Raw genomic sequence first — 16745 nt, 5'->3', positions numbered from 1 at the left:
TTTAAGGTCATATTAAAATTCCTCCCTCTGATTTTACATGAGGGGGTTGATTTACTCAAAGAGTATTTAGAGAAAAGAAAACAATTAAAACAAAATAAGTCATGAAAAATTTGAAAGGAATTGTTTCGATAATTGGTATTATCGTGAAATATGGTGCGGTTGTAACTGCTATTTTAAAAGGTATTCAGGTGGTATCTGATGAGCTGGGCAAACTGGATTTTGGAAAAGATGAAGATCAACCATCTGTAAAACCATTAATTACGGAAGAAAATGAGTAGTTATTTAGGTCGAAAGGATTTGTCAAGAGGTGTCCGAAACAACAATCCAGGCAATTTAGTTTTAACTAATATAGCTTGGCAAGGCAAAATTCCAAATACTCAGAATACAGATAAACATTTTGAACAATTTACAGAAGTGAAATTTGGTATTCGTGCAATGTTAAGAGATTTGACGAATGATATTGACAAAGGCAAAAATACAGTTAGAAAATTGATAACTGAGTATGCTCCCCCATCTGAAAATAACACGCAAAAATATATTGATGTTATTTCAAAAGCTGTGGGTTTAGCTCCTGATCAAACTATTAAAATTGTAGATGCAAAATTTTACTTAGTTATTGCTAGAGCAATTATTAAACATGAAAATGGTACCGATGCTTCATTAATTTATGATTCCGACATTCAAGATGCAATTGATATTATGGGAGATTATAATCTTTCTGGTGTTACCGTAACGGCTAAAAAGAAATTCAAATTCAATTATTTGATTATTCCTGTAGTACTTTTTTTTTATACTGTTTACAGCGTTACAGTCTAAACAAACGCAAAAAAAGATAAAAATTATTAATTCAAAATTTAAACAAGATGTTAGATAAAATCAAACTTTTTTACGCAAGCAATAAAACTATTTCAAATGTTGTATTAGTTGCTTTAGCAGGGTTCTTAGCTTATAAATTATTTAAGAAAAAATAATTATGGCTCAAAGAGAGATAGTAAATAGAACAAAGAGCCAAGCCAACACAGTTTGGCTCTTTGATTTTCTGCAAAAATACTGGCTTTTAGTTGTTGGTATCATTGTGTGTTATCCATTGTTGAAAAAATGGTATTCTAAATTCACGCAAGATGCTGAGGAAAAAGCTTTGGAAGATTCAGAAAAAGATTTGAAAATTGCGGTTTCTAATCCAATGACAAAAGAAATTGAATTGAACAAAATTACACCTCGTAAAGAAGTTCATGACATAGCAGAATCTTTGGCTGTATGGTTAGGAACAAATAAGCAAACGAAAGATGCGCCTTGGTATACTTGGGTAACTGAGCCTTTTTCAAATTTCGAAAATGAAAAGGAAACAATTAACGAGTTATTGAAAGTAAAACAAGCTACTACTGTGCCTTTAGTAATTGGCTGTTATTATGTAATTACAAGACGTGATTTAAAGGCTGATCTAAAAAAATATTTATCAACTTCGGAACTAAAACAAGTTCCATTATTCTCTTAATATGTTAGCATTTATTCAATATTTTGATGAAAATTTTAGTTTAAAAACGAAAGAAGTTTTTGAAACTATTGTAGACGGAAAACGTCATTTTACTTTAAGTGGGATTGAAAGGAGTTTTTTTCCAACGGCTTTATATGTTGGTGGTTCAAGAGTTACAGGTGTAACAATCGTAGGAACGCCGAATTTAGATGTAATAGGATTTATCAATGATTTTTCTACGAATGATACTTCGATAATTCCGTTAAATGCATTTTATAACGCCTATGATACTGTTGTTTTTGAACATACATCTGCGGTAACATTTGCATCTCTCCCCCCTGTTGATGTTCCTTTAGTAAAAGAGTATAAGGCTCTTATTTTCTTTTCTCATAATTCTGAGGGTATGGAAGTTAGAGTTTTTAAAAATACCTTAGGTGCTCCAATTACTTGGGATTCTTATCCTTATAATGGTGTTGAGGGATTTCTTGAGGGCACTTTTGGGGGTAGTTTTGGTTCTGCTGATTGGATGTATAGCTATAATGCGGATATTTACGTTCAAAAGGCACGTAGCGAAAATTTAAATAAGGATAGTTTTAATTTAGGTGATTATAGTGCTTTTATAACAGATTTTAATAAGGTTAAAATCGAATATCCTTTGAAGCCTGTTAGTCCGAATTTGACCAATTTTAAGGCTTTTGTGCATATTACAAGTTATGAGCCTGACGGAATCCCTGATTAGATTATGGCAAATAATACCCCGACCCCCTACAGTTGTACGGTATTCCATAAAGATAAAACAGTACAACCAATAAAAATAGAGTTTTGTAAATCAATATATTACTTACATAATTGGTGTAAAAATGTGGGATTTGATTATCACTACATTAATATTTACAATCGTAAAACTGGTAATTATATTACTCGTCAATACTGCAATGATTATATAATAGATAAGCCTTTGTATTAATTTACAAAGGCTTTGTTTTGAGATTATTATTCTCCTAAAATTACTCTTTTTATTGTGTCGAAATCTTGAACAGTGGTAAAACTTAATCCGCTTTTAAGTGATATTACACAGCCATGTACTTCATAGCCATCTATAACGGTATTAAAATCATGAAATGCACTTATTTCATCTTTGTAAATAAAACAAGATAAGCCAGTATTAAGTAATGTAACTTCAATAACATTCATTTTTTATTATTTTTAAGGTTATTCAACGAATGTAAGAAATATATTTTTTTTAAGGTATAATTATTTATTCTTTTATAGCAATTGACAAAGTGAAATTAAAATTAATGGCACTATATTTGGAAATCTTTAGTAAATTTAAACTCACAAACCACGCATATGAAAAAAACTACTTTATTAAAAATTTTGATTGGATTAGTTACTGTTCTAATTATTCTTGTTTCATTGTCTTTTATAGATTCTAGTTCTAGTTCTAGTTCTGATTTTGAAAATGAAATGGAGTCTGAGAAGCTTGTTGACTCTGTTGCTAGTTCTTTAGAAGATTTAACTATTAAGAATAGAGAGATTAGAAATAATTGGAGTGCTTATTTTAAAGTTAGCTATAATCAATTTAGTTATTATGAAATTGGAGGAATTGAGAATTTACAAATTTCATTTACAAACGATTCTGATTATTTAGTAGATAATGCTTATGTCGATGTTTGTTATCTTATTGACAATGGAAGTTGTTATAAAACTGAAAGTTTGCTTTTTAAAAATGTACAGCCTCATTCTATTGTAACTCAGGATGCTCCTAATTCTTCTAGAGGTAAAAAGATTCGTTTAGATTTTTCACAAATTTATGCGGATAAGCTAAACTTTTTATACGGTCAAAATATTGTTGGGACAAGGTCTTCTATTGATCCTTATTTTTCGAAGGATTAATAATTTAAAAGATATATTAAAAAAACCCCAATAAAACGGGGTTTTTTTATGTCCTTATTTTTTTTATATCTTTAGATTTCCGCAAAATGGGGGTTAAAAATGCTGTTAATAAAGTTGTTAACATCTTCTTGGACATACTGCAAACCATACTATAAATTATAGTTCAAATATAATACTGCATATAGCAGTGTAAGGCTTTGTAAATTCTGTGCTCCTGTAAAATATTAAAAGTTGTTATTTTAAATTCTCACTCTTAACGCACAGCTGAATAAATTTCTTAATCGTAAAGTTTCGTGAGAATCGTTTCTTTGGGAACTAAATCAGATCCGCCTCTTTTAGTAAATTGTATTACGCCTTCATTTGCATAAAGTACCGCGCTTACAGAAGCGTTTTTAGACTTCATGTTAATTTGGGCTTTTTCACCAAGTACATAAACATATCCGGTAACTTCCATAACACCTGTAACGAATTTTTCATTAGCGCTTGTAATTTCTGCAGTTCCGAATATTTTACTGTTTGATTGCGCTATATTTAAAGTTAAAACATATTCCTTGCTGCAATCTTTGCAATTCTCAGTGCTCCATGTTCCTGTAAATCGATTTGTTTGTGAATGTGCTGAAAAAGAAATTAATAGCAACAAAAGAATGATTTTTTTCATTGGGATTGTCTTTGTTTGTAAATTTGCTTCAAATATAAACCAAAAAAGCATTCACCGTGGTGAATGCTTTTTCTTTTCAATAAAAATTGAATTATTTTATTTTTTTCAAATAAACAGATTTTCCGTTTAATGCCACATTAATTTCATTGTTTTTCTCTGAAAAAGTCGTTCTCAAAGCATTTCCTTTAAAAATGGTAACATCACCGTAAACTTTTCCGGTTTCATCAGAAACATATTCAAATAATAATTTTTTGTTATCAGGCTCAATTCCAATTTTATAACTTGAGAATTTTGATGTGTCTAAATTAAATTCCTGCTGAGTGTCAATGATTTTACCGTCTGCATAAAAATTGGTAACTGATTTATTTAAAGTAATATCAGGATAATACTGATTTACTTTTTGAAGAAGTGCGTATTGCTCGACACTAGCATCTTCTTTTTTAGACGTGATAGTCTGTGCAAATGAAACTGTTGTAAAAATAAGAGCAAATAGTAAAGATAAATTTTTCATAAATTTTAATTTTTAGGATTAGTTTGAAAATCAATTATTGAAATCCAATTTAGATTTAAAATCAACACACTTTTTATATAAAAATGCATTCGATTATATAACAAGGTACTAAATATTTACCTTTGCAGGAAATTAAAAGCAATTTTTTAAGAAAATGACAACAAAAAAATACATTAAACTCATCCTTATTTTAGGTTCTTTGACAGCACTTGGCCCTTTTTCAATTGATATGTACTTACCTGGCTTCTCTGGTATTGCTAAAGATTTGCATACAACTGTTGCAAAAGTTTCTATGAGTTTATCCAGTTATTTTATCGGAATTTCGGCCGGACAATTGCTTTATGGACCATTATTGGACCGTTTTGGACGTAAAAAACCTTTGTTTATTGGTCTTTTAGTTTACATATTGGCCTCATTAGGTTGTGTTTATGTTACTAATATTGATTCGTTTATACTTTTGCGATTTGTTCAGGCAATTGGTAGTTGTGCAGCAACAGTAGCTTCTGTAGCAATGGTGCGAGATTTATTTCCTGTAAAAGATATTCCTAAAGTTTTCTCTTTATTAATGCTGGTTCTTGGGCTTTCGCCGATGTTGGCGCCAACAATTGGTGGTTATGTTACAGAAGATTATGGCTGGCATACCGTGTTTTTTATCCTAATGTGTATGGGAATCGCTATTTTAATTGCTGCCCAGGTTGGTTTGCCAAATAGCTATAAACCTGACACTTCTATCTCATTAAAGCCAAAACCGATCATTTCGAACTTTTTAAAAGTTTTAAAAGAACCTCAGTTTTTTACGTACGCCTTTACAGGATCCATTTCTTTTTCGGGCTTATTTACTTACGTAGCGGCCTCTCCTATAATTTTTATGGATATTTATCATGTAGATGCTAAAACTTATGGATGGATTTTTGCTTTTATGTCGGTAAGTTTTATTGGATCAAGTCAGTTAAATTCAGTTTTATTGAAGAAATTCTCAAGCGAACAAATGATTTTTGGAGCGCTAATTACGCAATCTGTTATTGCTATTGTTTTTCTCGTACTTGCTGTAAATAATTTGTTAGGATTGTACGAAACGATCGCAATGCTTTTCATGTTTTTGGGATGTTTAGGAATTTCAAACCCAAATACAGCCGGACTTACGATGGCGCCGTTTGCTAAAAATGCCGGAAGTGCCTCAGCTTTAATGGGTGCTATTCAGTTAGGATTAGGAGCTTTAGCATCGTTTGCTGTTGGTGTTTTTGTAAAAGATTCTGTAGCGCCAATGGTTATTATTATGACATCAACAACAATTATTGCTTTTATAGTTTTAAATATCGGAAAACGTTTTATTAAAGAAAAAGTTGAAGTTTCTAAAGATGACGATGTTTTGGCGGGGCATTAAAAGTAAAATAATTTTCAATTTTTTAAATGCCAAATTCCAATGAATTGGGGATAGTAAAATCGAAAAAAAAATGAAAACTCCCATTTTAGCGCAACTTGTCATTTCGACGTGAGGAGAAATCACACACGAAACTCGACAAAGATTGGGGATTTTCAATATGGAATTTCTAGTGTGATTTCTCATTCTTCGAAATGACAAAAAAGAGCATAAAAAAGCCAGAATTATTTAATTCTGGCTTTTTGCATTTATTGATCTTCACAATCTGGAATTTTAATCATTCGCTTTGTTGTCTTTTATCCGGTCTGATGATCATTCTCAAAGACTGATCTCTTGCAAAATAAGCAACCATCCAGTTCCAGAATGTGTTTAATCTGTTTCTGTAAGTGATTAGCGATATCAAGTGGATAAACAACCAGATAACCCAGGCAAAGAATCCTTTGAAATGCCATTTTGGACTTGGTAAATCAACTACGGCTTTGTTTTTACCAATGATTGCCATAGAGCCTTTGTCGTTGTAAGCAAAAGGTTTTAAAGGTTTGTTTTGTACTAATGCTTTAAAGTTTTTAGCCAAATTTAATCCTTGCTGAATAGCGACCTGAGCCACTTGCGGATGTCCGTCAGGGAAATTTTTATCTCCGGCTGTAATGGCTGTGTCACCAATGGCATAAATATTTATTAGGCCATTTACTTTATTATATTGATCCGTTGCCATACGTCTTCCGCGGCCATAACTTTCTTTTGGGATTCCGTCAAAAAGTTTTGCAGAAACTCCGGCTGCCCAAATTAAGTTTTTGGTTTTGATGGTTTCTCCGTTTTCAAAATGTACGGTATCATCAATATAATCTACTACGCGAGTGTGTAGTTTAACTACAACCCCTAATTTGGTAAGCGCGTCTAAGGTGTCTTCTTGTGAAGCTTTGCTCATAGGGGCGAGTAGTGCGTCTCCCCCATCGACCAAATACACATTACTGGCTGATGTTTCTAATTCCGGATATTCTTTCAACAGGATATTTTTACGCATTTCGGCAAACATTCCTGATACCTCTACTCCTGTTGGTCCTCCTCCGGCAACAACAATTGTTAATAATTTACGGCGTTTACGGATATCTTTGGTAATAGCGGCCTTTTCCAGGTTTTTAAGCAAGGTATTACGCATTTCGATGGCATCATTTAAGGTCTTCATCGGAATGGCGTTTTTCATTACGTTTTCCATACCAAAATAGCTGGTTTCAGCTCCTGTGGCAAAAACTAAATGATCGTATGATAATTCGCCGTTATTAAGGATTATTTTATTTTCGGCAGGAACTACAGAAAGCAATTCACCTAAACGAAACTGAAGATTTTTTTTGCCTGCAAAGAATTTTCTAAAAGGATAACTTATACTTGATGGTTCTAAAAAAGCAGTAGCAACCTGATATATCAGTGGGGGAAAGAAATTATAATTGTTTTTGTCTACAAGGGTTACTTGTATTTGAGGATGGTCTACAAGCTCTTTCGCAAGATTTATTCCTGCAAAACCACCTCCTATGATGACTATGTTCATATATGTTGTTTTATTTAAGTAGATTTTATAAAAATATAGCTTAAATGTACAACTTTAAAATACAATGACAAATGTCAGTATTATTACTTTTTGAATTTTTTAACAGGTTTTTCTGTTACTTCAACTTTGTTTTGCAAAACGTAATTGGCTAACAATTTTTCTATTAATTCGTCTTTAGTAAGATGATGAAAAACGGTTTTTACTTTTGTTTTTAAGTCGGCTGAAATATCGTGATTGGGTTTTGTTTTGAAGATTTGTTTTGCCCATAAAAGCGTATTATTTTCTTCTAAACTTACTACTGAAGGTTTTTGAAATTGAGTGAATTTAATTCCTAATTCTTTTTCGAATTCCGGAATTTCAGCTGTTTCTTCTTCTTGTAATACGGTCAAAGAAAGTCCCTTTGCTCCTGCTCTTGCCGTTCTACCGCTTCTGTGCACGTAGTTTTCATAAGTATCAGGTAAATGATAATTGACTACATAAGAGATTTCTTTTACGTCGATACCTCTTGCTGCTAAATCGGTTGCAACCAGAATATTGATATGTCCTTCACGGAATTGCTCCATGATTCTGTCACGGATTCCCTGAGATAAACTTCCGTGTAATGCTCCTGAAGAAAAACGATTAATCGCTAAGTTTTTTGCTAATTTGTTTACTGCAGCTTTAGTTTTACAGAAGATGATTCCGCGTTCTCCGTCTCTTGAGTTTAAGAAATGCATTAAGATATCTAATTTCTCAATTGGGTCAACAACAATATATTCGTGATCAATTCCTTGGTTACCAACGGTTTCCATATTGGCGCTAACCTGAACTACGTTTTTGTTTAAGTAATTTTGAATCAGTTGTTTGATTGTTCCCGGCAAAGTGGCTGAGAATAATAAAGTTCTGTGTTTTTTAGGAAGTTCGGCTACGATTTCGTCCAGGCTTTCTTTTAGAATAGAAACCATTTCATCGGCTTCGTCCAAGACTAAATATTGTGCTTGTTTTAAGTCGATTGCTTTACGCTGAATCAAATCGATTAAACGCCCTGGTGTTGCAACAACAATATGTGTAGGTTGTGATAATCGCTCGATTTGAGGTTTTATTGGTATTCCGCCACAAGTTGAAGCTATTGAGATGTTTGGGATATGTTTTCCGAAATCTTCTAAATTTCTGAATATTTGTTGTCCAAGTTCTCTGGTTGGTACCAAAATTACAGTTTGTATAATTGGTGATTCGGTGTCGATTAATTGTAATAATGGCAATCCGAAAGCAGCTGTTTTACCGGTTCCGGTTTTGGCTAAACCTACAACATCGTGGGTTTCAGTCAGCAATAACGGAATTGTTTTTTGTTGAATTTCTGTTGGTTCAACAATGTTCAATTCGCTTAAAGCTTTTAAAATTGGTGCTGAAATTCCTAGTGATGAGAATTGTTTAGACATTGTTTTTTTATTGTAGAGTTCTGATTTTAGATTTTAGATTCTGCCACAGATTACTCCGATTAAAATGATTTTTTAGAACCTTTGGTTCTGTTTTTTCTTCACAATTATGTCATCCCTCATTTTTTGGGATGACATATATTGCGTATAATTTTACTTTACTTCTTATAAATACTAAGTCTCTAGCCCTGATGGTAGCGGCATCCTTTTGTGCCGGTGTTCGGCGCAAAAGATATAGTGGACAGCAGGAAATAGCTCCTAATTATTTAAATTTCAATTTTTTCAAATTCCAAATTCCAATTGACCACTTTAAACTAAAAAAAAACTTGAAACAAATTTTTTCTAATCCTCGTCTGGTTCGTTCATGATTTTCTCACGATACTTTTTACCAATTAATAAAACTAGTTTTAGTTTATAATCGTCAACTAACCATTCGCGGTAGTTTTTACTACATTGGCTCAAACATTTAGAATAGCGTTTGATACGACAGTCAATATCATCGTCAAGCTCTTTTCCTAATGATTTTGCTTCCTGAAGAGTTTCGGTATTATCAACACACATTGAAGCATGTTGCTCTAATGATTTGTCTAATACTACTTTAGAACGTAAATTTTGTTTAATGATTAGTTTGTGTTCTTCATCAACATCAAAAGTAACATCGGCAGTTTTAGCGAATTTTGCGCGTAATTCCGGCGGCATACTGTATTTGAAATACAATTCGATTTCGGTATCATCACGAAGGTTTTCCAGGTAAAATTCTGGTGATTTAAAAATGTGCTGCCAGTTTACCGGCTCGCTCCATAAACCAAAACGTGCTGCATTGTTTCCTAAATCAATCACTGTAAACTCGTCTTTACCAGGTAATTTACGAGATCCACGACCGATCATTTGGTAATATAATGTTAACGATTTTGTCGCTCTGTTCAGGATAATAGTTTCTACAGTTGGCTCATCGAAACCTGTGGTTAAGATTCCGACAGATGTTAAAATCGCATCCGGAGTCTTTTTGAACCATGCCAGGATATCTTTACGTTCTTCTGAACTGCTTGTATTATCAAGGTGTCTGATGTCGTAACCGGCTTCTCTAAAGGTTTCATATACATATAATGAGGTATGAATACCGTTGTTGAAAATCAGTGTTTTTTTGCCTAAAGAACGTTCTGTATACGCGTGCAGCAATTTTTCCTGCATGATGGTATTCGTATATAGATCATCTGATGATTTTACGGTGTAATCTCCGTTGATACCTACTTTTAATGATGTTAATCCCACATCATAACTATAGGTTGTTGCACGAGCAAGGAAACCTTTGTCGATCAATGAACTAATGGTGTCTCCCACAATAAGTTCATCATAACTCTGGTGCATAGGTAATTTTATATTCGAACTCAACGGTGTTGCTGTTACCCCAAGGATAAAGGCATTTTTGAATGAGTTTAATAATTTTCTGAATGAATTGTAATGTGCCTCATCGATAATAACCAAACCAATGTTATCAAGGTGCAATTTCTCGTCATTGATACGGTTTTTTAAAGTCTCAACCATGGCCACAAAACAAGAAAAATCGTTTTGGTCCGGTAATTCTTTTACCTTACTGTTAATGATTTTGTTAGAAACACCAAACCCTTTAAGCATTTTCGAGGTTTGTTTACAAAGTTCGATACGATGCGTTAAAACCACCACTTTTTTATCATTATTTGCTAAATAACGACGTACGATTTCGGAAAAAATCACTGTTTTTCCACCACCAGTAGGCAATTGATATAATAAATGATGTTTCGAAGGAGCATTGTCTAAACGTTCAAAAATGGCATCGATATCGCCTTTTTGGTATGCATAAAGTTCTTTTTTCTCTTCTCTTTCTATTTCTAAAGTGTTTTGAGACATTGTTTATTTTTGGATTTTTGCAAAAATACACCGAAAAAACAGTTATTCATCTTATTTTAACGTAAAATAAATGATTTTTTTAAATAAGATTTTTTATGAGAAAAGCCTTTATAAGTCGATTTTTTCTAAAATTGCCTCAAAATCATACTTGTTTTTCCATTTTTGTTGAATAGTTTCTTGTTCGATTGTCAGAATTCTATCTTTAAAATCATGTGAAATTCCGTTGGAAATTACAAAATTTACTGCCTGATCAAATGAATTCAAAATGCTTTTGTAAAATAATTCCTGCTTAATAAAATTGTTTGACGAATAGGTTTGTGCTATTTCGATGTTATAGAGCATAATATCGGCAATGACAAAAGGATCAACTCCTATCATTATAAAATGTTTAATGATTTTTTGAGCAACAGAACGACGCATCTTGGCTTTTGGGCGCCACTTTGCATTGGGTTTCTTTATAGGGAAATATTCATGCGATATTTTGACTTTTGATTCCTGAAGGAGTTTATCCTCTTTAGGATTAAAAACAAAATCATAATAGACTTTTACCGGAGCAAATTTTTCGTACAGCTCGATAATTTGTTCTTCGAGTTGCTCTTTGTTTAATTCGGCCAGATATTTTTTTAAATCACGTTTACTCATTATCAAACTTTAAGGTTACAAAAGTAAATTACTTTCCTGATTCATACCGCAAAAACCAACGATAATACTTAATTTTGCTTGCATAAACTTAAAAAATATATACATGCTCAAGATTTTCAAAGTTACCGCAATTTTAGAAGGAATCTCTTATTTAGTTTTATTTGCTAATATGCTTGTTATCAAAAACAATAATCCCGAACTATATCATACATTATTACGTCCGTTAGGAATGACTCACGGGGTATTATTTATAGGGTATATTATACTGGCAGTTTTATTGAGAAAATCTCAGAACTGGGACCTTAAAACTTTCGGAATTATCCTTATTGCTTCTCTTGTTCCGTTTGGAACTTTTTATATCGAGAAGAAATACTTAGAAAGTAATGCATAAGCTTTTGGATAAAATATTTAATTTTTTATATCCGCTTTTTAGGGATTGGGGAATGAGCCGCAATTTTGCATCTTATATTAGCCTTGTCCTTAATATTGCTATCATGGTAGCTTTAGCTTTTGCCATTTATTATGTAGCAAAATTCGTTTTGGTGACCTTAACGGCCATTTTTGCCCAAAAAACCAAAACAAAATTTGATGATTATCTCATTCATAACAAAACCACAAAATATACGGCCTACTTAATTCCGTTTTTCTTTATATATAAAGCTGTTCCTATTATTCTGGATAAATACGAATATTGGGAATCGTTGTTTGGAAAAATAGTGGGTATCTATATTGTTTTGATTAGTTTATGGATCATCAGAACAATTTTTAATGCTTTACGTGATTATCTAAAACAAAAACCTGAATACAGCGACAAACCTATCGATAGCTTTGTTCAGGTTATTATGATTGTGCTTTGGATTTTTGGAGTGGCGATGATTATTTCGACGCTTTTCGGGATCAAAAAAGGAGAACTTTTAACGATTCTGGGAACACTTTCGGCTATTATTATCTTGATTTTCAGGGATACTATTTTAGGATTTGTTTCGAGCGTTCAGGTTGCTATAAACGATATGGTGCGTATTGGCGACTGGATTACAATGGATAAATTTGGTGCTGATGGTGATGTGATCGAAATAAACCTAACTACAGTAAAGGTTCGAAATTTTGACAATACGATTACCACGATTCCGACATATGCCTTGAGTTCTGACTCTTTCCAGAACTGGCGAGGTATGCAAAAATCTGACGGAAGACGTATAAAAAGACACATTCTCATAAAAAGCAGCAGTATTCGTTTCCTGAATAATGATGATCTTAATCATATGAAGCGCGTGCAGCTTATCAGTTCTTATATCGAAACGAGACAAGCCGAAATCGAGAAATACAACGATTTGCGCGGTGTTGATAAATCACTTTCGCTAAATGGCCGAAATATGACGAATTTGGGCTTGTTCCGTAAATATATCATGCAATATTTGATAACACACCCGGGACTGAATAAAGATATGCATATTATGTGCCGTCAGCTACAATCGACTGCGCATGGGGTTCCGTTAGAGATTTATGCTTTTTCGAGCGATAAACGCTGGGCGAATTACGAATATATTATGGCGGATATTTTTGATCATGTTATGGCTTCGGTTGTTTATTTTGATCTTGAAATTTTTGAATTACCATCGACGATTGGGCCTTTAAGTTAGTTTTCAGTCTCAGTTTTCAGTCTCAGTTTTCAGTCTCAGTTTTTAGTCTCAGTTTTCAGTCTCAGTTTTCAGTCTCAGTTAAACTGAAAACCGAGACCGAGACTGAAAACTATTTTTTAATTTCTTCAAAAACAAACTTCGAATTGTGGTATTCTATTGGTGTTCCGGGCATGAAGCACGGTAGATTGAAGTAAGTTGTAATAATGCCGCTTCCTAAATACAATTTATTGTCTTTTTTTAGCAAAGCTAATGGAATCCTTTTCCAGCTTCCTCCGTTGGATATAAAATGAAAATCGCCTCTTAAAGTATCTCCTTTTATATCTCCCCTTACATCTCCGGAATCTTTGCCTTGCTGGTAATACGATCTTTCGTAATGTCCAAAAAATCGTTTGTCATTAATATTTATAGATAAAACTGCGGTGTCTTTATCACTTACGGCATGATAGACCATATGCTTGTAATCGCTTTTTTTGTCTTTAGAATCACAGGACACGATTAATATTACGATTAAAATTAAAAACAATAAAGATTTTATATTCATAGGTTGAAAGCTTTTTCAAATCATATAAGTCATCTAAGTTCATTTAAAGCTGTACGCTTAATTTTAGAGCAACTTATAATATCTTATATCACTTATATGGTGAAATTTTATTTATAATTCATATGGTAAAACTAATTTTTGCATTAGAATTTTTTCTAAATTTAAAGAAAAAACATGGAAGATAGAGATGCTTTTTTAAGAGAATTCAGAGGAGAGACTTTAGGAACTGTAAGTGCTCAATCTTCACCGGATGAGTTGTTTCAAAATCAGACGATTAGACCTATTTTAAAACTTCAAAATGATTTGTTTGTTGCGGTTTTTACTAACTATGTCAATAAAAACAAAGCTGATTTTTACTCGTATACGGTTGAAAAGAAATTGCAGACAATCGAAAATTCCATTCAAAAAGATATTAAGTTTCGAAATTCACTAAAAGGAATTGTCATGGCGCTTTTTACTATTGAAGAATACGATACTTATATTCAGAACTCTTCGAGTCTAAACAAACGAATGATGAATTTATTGATTGATCGTTTAAAAAGCCAGGTGCAGTTGTTTGAGTTGGAAACTAATAATTAAATATAAATAATGTCAATAAGAACCTTATGGATTATCCTGATTAAGATTTTAGGGTTATTTTTAATTTCTGGAGCTTTAGTCGTTCTTCCGCAGTCTATTTCCTTTATGTTTTACGCTTTTAAAAGTGCAGAAATAATAGATGTGCTTTCTGTTAGTGCTATAAATTTAATTCTATTAGTTATTTATTGTTTATTAATTTGGGTCTGTATATATAAAACATCCTGGATTATTGATAAATTAAAACTTGATAAAGGTTTTGAAACAGAAAATATTGAGCTAAATTTTGACTCGACTAAAATAATTTCTATTGCTATAATTGTGATTGGAGGTTTACTATTTATTGATAATATTCCAATTTTATTGAAGGATTTTTTTACCTTTTTTCAGCAGAAAGTTCTTTTCAAAGATTATCCAAAATCTGGCTGGATTATTTTTTCTTTTTGTAAAGTAATAATTGGTTATTTATTGATGACCAATAGTTTTGGAATTGCAAAATTGATCGAAAAACAGAAATAATTTAAGCTTTTATGTTTAGCCAATTCCGAAATAAATTCCCTTTAACTGATGAAAAATGGCTGGAATACACCAGTTATTTCAATCGTATTGAAGTGGCCTCAAAAACAACTCTTTTAGAAGAAGGTGAAATTTCAAAAAAGCTTTTTTTAATTGAAAAAGGCTGCATTAGAGTTTGGTTCAATAATAACGGAAAAGATTTAACGACTCAGTTCTTTTTCGAAAATAAGAGCGTTGCTTCTATCGAAAGTTTCATAAAAAAAATGCCAAGTCCGGTGGTTGTTGAAACTATAGAACCTTCAGTTATTTGGTGGATTCATAAAAAAGATCTGGATAAAATCCTGGAAGAGATTAAAGAAATTCCGGAATTAAGAGATCATTTAATCGATATGCTTTTTAATCGCACTTTCGATTATATGAAGTATTTTGTTTCTTTTATAAAGGACTCTCCTACTCAGCGTTATCTTAATTTAATTGAAGAGAGACCTCAAATTATTCAGCGTGTTCCGCAGCATTATATTGCTTCTTATCTTGGCGTAACTACAGTTCATTTAAGCCGAATCAAAAGTAAACTGGTTCGTAAGAAATAATTTTATTACACCATAATATCTTCACCATATAAGTTACATAAGAAATTATAAGCTAAACTTAAATTAACTTATATGACTTATATGGTTTAAAAAAATATTTGATAACAAATGTTATCGTCTGCCCCTAACCCACTCTGTAATTTTGCTTCATAAAATTTAATAATTATGAAAGCAGCAGTGATTTATGAAAAAGGCGAATTGCCAAAATATGCAGAATTTGCAGAACCAATTGTACAAAACGAAAATGAAGTTTTAATTTCGGTTAAAGCCGTTGCGATTACCAATCTTGATAAAGGAATCATAAGCGGAAACCATTATTCATCAGAAAATGAAAATCAAAACGGAACAGTAATTGGCAGTGACGCGGTCGGTATTTTAGACAACGGGACACGAGTTTATGCCCGTGGCATTAACGGAACCATTGCCGAAAAAGCCCTCGTGGAAAAAAACAGAATGATTCCGTTGCCTGAAGGAATAAGTGATGCTAAAGCCGCATCAATGCCCAATGCTGTGGCAGGTTCAGCCATGGCGTTGAGATTTAGAGCGCAAATACAACCCGGAGAAACGGTTTTGATCAACGGAGCGACTGGTTTTACAGGTCAAATGGCGATTCAGATTGCCAAACATTATGGTGCAAAAAAGATAATTGTAACCGGAAGAAACGAAAAAACACTTCAAAGTCTTTTAGCAATTGGCGCCGACGAAATTATCTCTCTAAAACAAGATGATGAAGCTATCGTTGCGCAACTTAAAGCAATTCAGGAAAATACACCTATTGATATTATTCTGGATTATTTGTGGGGATATTCAGCAGAATTAATTCTTTCTTTTTTAAAAGGAAAAGGAAACTTTACGCATAGAGTACGTTATATTTCTATTGGTGCGATGTCTGGTGATACCATACAGTTATCTGCTTCAATTTTACGAAGTGTAGATCTTCAATTGTCAGGTTCGGGATTAGGAAGCTGGACTAAAGAAGAAGTAAAATTATTATTTTCCGAAATACTTCCTGAAATGTTTCTTTTAGCCGCTCAAAACAATTTACAGGTAAATATTGAAACGGTAAATTTAGCAGATATCGAAAAAGCCTGGAATAATGATGTTTCGGATGGTAAACGATTGGTGGTTATGGTTTAAAGGTTAAAGTTGCTGAATTGAACGCGGATGAAACGGATTACTAAAGCAAAACGCGGATAGAAACGGATTATTTTCCTGATTTTAAAGGTTTGAAATAATTTATCCCGTAGGGATTTCATGTTGGTAGAGAGGTGAAAAAAAACATTCTTTTGTCCTGTTAGGGACTACACGTTTCGGATTTATTTTGTCCCTAACGGGACAAATGCTTACAACATTAATTGATTGCTACCAATATGAAATCCCTACGGGATAAAAATAAAACTCGGGTTATAGGTAACAATTTGTAAAAAAAAAGATTTGATAAGAATTACTCTCATCAAACCTTTTCTATTAAA

General features: G+C 32.6%; 20 protein-coding genes. 12 read left to right on the top strand and 8 right to left on the bottom strand.

Going from position 1 to position 16745, the window contains the following annotated elements:
- Nucleotides 1-101 precede the first annotated feature (101 nt).
- From IRZ78_RS00305 to IRZ78_RS00290, 4 genes are all read left to right on the top strand, one after another.
- On the top strand, nt 102-278 hold the full coding sequence (locus IRZ78_RS00305) for a hypothetical protein (protein WP_194614612.1): 177 nt from the start codon (nt 102-104) through the stop codon (nt 276-278).
- Nucleotides 271-816 carry a hypothetical protein gene (locus tag IRZ78_RS00300; RefSeq protein WP_194614611.1) on the top strand — a complete coding sequence of 182 codons (546 nt, stop codon included), beginning with the start codon at nt 271-273 and terminating at the stop codon, nt 814-816. Before IRZ78_RS00305 ends, IRZ78_RS00300 begins: the two co-directional genes overlap by 8 nt.
- Before the next feature lie 157 nt (nt 817-973).
- The gene (locus tag IRZ78_RS00295; protein ID WP_194614610.1) at nt 974-1495 is read left to right on the top strand and encodes a hypothetical protein; all 522 of its coding nucleotides are present in this window, start codon (nt 974-976) and stop codon (nt 1493-1495) included.
- 1 nt (nt 1496) lies between these two features.
- Nucleotides 1497-2213: a hypothetical protein gene (locus IRZ78_RS00290; RefSeq protein WP_194614609.1), complete on the top strand. Its 717-nt coding sequence runs from the start codon at nt 1497-1499 to the stop codon at nt 2211-2213.
- Between the two features lie 254 nt (nt 2214-2467).
- On the opposite strand, the gene IRZ78_RS00285 is transcribed toward IRZ78_RS00290, so the two are convergent.
- A complete protein-coding gene (locus IRZ78_RS00285; protein ID WP_194614608.1) occupies nt 2468-2668 on the bottom strand; it encodes a hypothetical protein in 201 nt (66 codons plus the stop codon).
- Between the two features lie 156 nt (nt 2669-2824).
- Between IRZ78_RS00285 and IRZ78_RS00280 the strand changes: the two genes are divergently transcribed.
- Nucleotides 2825-3370 carry a hypothetical protein gene (locus IRZ78_RS00280; RefSeq protein WP_194614607.1) on the top strand — a complete coding sequence of 182 codons (546 nt, stop codon included), beginning with the start codon at nt 2825-2827 and terminating at the stop codon, nt 3368-3370.
- Nucleotides 3371-3647: 277 nt separating this feature from the next.
- On the opposite strand, the gene IRZ78_RS00275 is transcribed toward IRZ78_RS00280, so the two are convergent.
- Nucleotides 3648-4028 carry a hypothetical protein gene (locus IRZ78_RS00275; protein ID WP_194614606.1) on the bottom strand — a complete coding sequence of 127 codons (381 nt, stop codon included), beginning with the start codon at nt 4026-4028 and terminating at the stop codon, nt 3648-3650.
- Between the two features lie 91 nt (nt 4029-4119).
- The gene (locus IRZ78_RS00270) at nt 4120-4539 is read right to left on the bottom strand and encodes a hypothetical protein (protein WP_194614605.1); all 420 of its coding nucleotides are present in this window, start codon (nt 4537-4539) and stop codon (nt 4120-4122) included.
- 154 nt (nt 4540-4693) lie between these two features.
- On the opposite strand from IRZ78_RS00270, the gene IRZ78_RS00265 reads away from it, so the two are divergent.
- Nucleotides 4694-5923, top strand: coding sequence for a multidrug effflux MFS transporter (locus tag IRZ78_RS00265; protein ID WP_194614604.1), 1230 nt, complete (start codon nt 4694-4696; stop codon nt 5921-5923).
- Between the two features lie 274 nt (nt 5924-6197).
- Here IRZ78_RS00265 and IRZ78_RS00260 read toward each other — a convergent pair whose 3' ends face one another.
- The 4 genes from IRZ78_RS00260 to IRZ78_RS00245 all read right to left on the bottom strand — a co-directional run bounded on the left by IRZ78_RS00260 (nt 6198) and on the right by IRZ78_RS00245 (nt 11410).
- Nucleotides 6198-7466, bottom strand: a complete 1269-nt coding sequence (locus IRZ78_RS00260) for an NAD(P)/FAD-dependent oxidoreductase (RefSeq protein WP_194614603.1) — start codon at nt 7464-7466, stop codon at nt 6198-6200.
- A gap of 83 nt (nt 7467-7549) precedes the next feature.
- On the bottom strand, nt 7550-8884 hold the full coding sequence (locus IRZ78_RS00255) for a DEAD/DEAH box helicase (RefSeq protein ID WP_194614602.1): 1335 nt from the start codon (nt 8882-8884) through the stop codon (nt 7550-7552).
- Between the two features lie 339 nt (nt 8885-9223).
- Entirely contained in the window at nt 9224-10768 is a 1545-nt protein-coding gene (locus IRZ78_RS00250) for a DEAD/DEAH box helicase (protein WP_194614601.1), read from the bottom strand.
- A 108-nt stretch (nt 10769-10876) separates the two neighbouring features.
- Nucleotides 10877-11410 (bottom strand): DUF6155 family protein, encoded by a 534-nt coding sequence (locus IRZ78_RS00245; RefSeq protein WP_194614600.1) that lies wholly within the window; start codon nt 11408-11410, stop codon nt 10877-10879.
- Nucleotides 11411-11513: 103 nt separating this feature from the next.
- Here IRZ78_RS00245 and IRZ78_RS00240 point away from each other — a divergent pair, with 103 nt between their 5' ends.
- Entirely contained in the window at nt 11514-11801 is a 288-nt protein-coding gene (locus IRZ78_RS00240) for a DUF3817 domain-containing protein (protein ID WP_194614599.1), read from the top strand.
- Nucleotides 11794-13050: a mechanosensitive ion channel domain-containing protein gene (locus IRZ78_RS00235; RefSeq protein ID WP_194614598.1), complete on the top strand. Its 1257-nt coding sequence runs from the start codon at nt 11794-11796 to the stop codon at nt 13048-13050. The genes IRZ78_RS00240 and IRZ78_RS00235 overlap by 8 nt, the downstream gene beginning before the upstream one ends.
- Before the next feature lie 109 nt (nt 13051-13159).
- On the opposite strand, the gene IRZ78_RS00230 is transcribed toward IRZ78_RS00235, so the two are convergent.
- Nucleotides 13160-13591 carry a hypothetical protein gene (locus IRZ78_RS00230; protein WP_194614597.1) on the bottom strand — a complete coding sequence of 144 codons (432 nt, stop codon included), beginning with the start codon at nt 13589-13591 and terminating at the stop codon, nt 13160-13162.
- A gap of 174 nt (nt 13592-13765) precedes the next feature.
- Between IRZ78_RS00230 and IRZ78_RS00225 the strand changes: the two genes are divergently transcribed.
- From IRZ78_RS00225 to IRZ78_RS00210, 4 genes are all read left to right on the top strand, one after another.
- Nucleotides 13766-14170, top strand: a complete 405-nt coding sequence (locus IRZ78_RS00225; protein ID WP_194614596.1) for a glyoxalase — start codon at nt 13766-13768, stop codon at nt 14168-14170.
- Between the two features lie 9 nt (nt 14171-14179).
- A complete protein-coding gene (locus IRZ78_RS00220; RefSeq protein ID WP_194614595.1) occupies nt 14180-14686 on the top strand; it encodes a hypothetical protein in 507 nt (168 codons plus the stop codon).
- 11 nt (nt 14687-14697) lie between these two features.
- On the top strand, nt 14698-15273 hold the full coding sequence (locus IRZ78_RS00215; protein ID WP_194614594.1) for a Crp/Fnr family transcriptional regulator: 576 nt from the start codon (nt 14698-14700) through the stop codon (nt 15271-15273).
- Nucleotides 15274-15438: 165 nt separating this feature from the next.
- Nucleotides 15439-16410, top strand: a complete 972-nt coding sequence (locus IRZ78_RS00210; protein ID WP_194614593.1) for a zinc-binding alcohol dehydrogenase family protein — start codon at nt 15439-15441, stop codon at nt 16408-16410.
- Nucleotides 16411-16745: the final 335 nt, after the last annotated feature.

This window comes from Flavobacterium sp. CSZ, from assembly GCF_015350725.1.
Lineage (GTDB): Bacteria > Bacteroidota > Bacteroidia > Flavobacteriales > Flavobacteriaceae > Flavobacterium.
This window is presented reverse-complemented; position numbering and strand designations above follow the sequence as displayed.

Bases quoted from the DNA above. Each gene is read 5' to 3' on its own strand.
- IRZ78_RS00220 (WP_194614595.1), top strand. From the start codon at position 14,180: ATGTCAATAAGAACCTTATGGATTATCCTGATTAAGATTTTAGGGTTA.
- IRZ78_RS00295 (WP_194614610.1), top strand. From the start codon at position 974: ATGGCTCAAAGAGAGATAGTAAATAGAACAAAGAGCCAAGCCAACACA.
- IRZ78_RS00300 (WP_194614611.1), top strand. From the start codon at position 271: ATGAGTAGTTATTTAGGTCGAAAGGATTTGTCAAGAGGTGTCCGAAAC.
- IRZ78_RS00230 (WP_194614597.1), bottom strand. From the start codon at position 13,591: ATGAATATAAAATCTTTATTGTTTTTAATTTTAATCGTAATATTAATC.
- IRZ78_RS00275 (WP_194614606.1), bottom strand. From the start codon at position 4,028: ATGAAAAAAATCATTCTTTTGTTGCTATTAATTTCTTTTTCAGCACAT.
- IRZ78_RS00240 (WP_194614599.1), top strand. From the start codon at position 11,514: ATGCTCAAGATTTTCAAAGTTACCGCAATTTTAGAAGGAATCTCTTAT.
- IRZ78_RS00265 (WP_194614604.1), top strand. From the start codon at position 4,694: ATGACAACAAAAAAATACATTAAACTCATCCTTATTTTAGGTTCTTTG.
- IRZ78_RS00225 (WP_194614596.1), top strand. From the start codon at position 13,766: ATGGAAGATAGAGATGCTTTTTTAAGAGAATTCAGAGGAGAGACTTTA.
- IRZ78_RS00260 (WP_194614603.1), bottom strand. From the start codon at position 7,466: ATGAACATAGTCATCATAGGAGGTGGTTTTGCAGGAATAAATCTTGCG.
- IRZ78_RS00270 (WP_194614605.1), bottom strand. From the start codon at position 4,539: ATGAAAAATTTATCTTTACTATTTGCTCTTATTTTTACAACAGTTTCA.
- IRZ78_RS00250 (WP_194614601.1), bottom strand. From the start codon at position 10,768: ATGTCTCAAAACACTTTAGAAATAGAAAGAGAAGAGAAAAAAGAACTT.
- IRZ78_RS00290 (WP_194614609.1), top strand. From the start codon at position 1,497: ATGTTAGCATTTATTCAATATTTTGATGAAAATTTTAGTTTAAAAACG.
- IRZ78_RS00215 (WP_194614594.1), top strand. From the start codon at position 14,698: ATGTTTAGCCAATTCCGAAATAAATTCCCTTTAACTGATGAAAAATGG.
- IRZ78_RS00210 (WP_194614593.1), top strand. From the start codon at position 15,439: ATGAAAGCAGCAGTGATTTATGAAAAAGGCGAATTGCCAAAATATGCA.
- IRZ78_RS00255 (WP_194614602.1), bottom strand. From the start codon at position 8,884: ATGTCTAAACAATTCTCATCACTAGGAATTTCAGCACCAATTTTAAAA.
- IRZ78_RS00305 (WP_194614612.1), top strand. From the start codon at position 102: ATGAAAAATTTGAAAGGAATTGTTTCGATAATTGGTATTATCGTGAAA.
- IRZ78_RS00245 (WP_194614600.1), bottom strand. From the start codon at position 11,410: ATGAGTAAACGTGATTTAAAAAAATATCTGGCCGAATTAAACAAAGAG.
- IRZ78_RS00285 (WP_194614608.1), bottom strand. From the start codon at position 2,668: ATGAATGTTATTGAAGTTACATTACTTAATACTGGCTTATCTTGTTTT.
- IRZ78_RS00235 (WP_194614598.1), top strand. From the start codon at position 11,794: ATGCATAAGCTTTTGGATAAAATATTTAATTTTTTATATCCGCTTTTT.
- IRZ78_RS00280 (WP_194614607.1), top strand. From the start codon at position 2,825: ATGAAAAAAACTACTTTATTAAAAATTTTGATTGGATTAGTTACTGTT.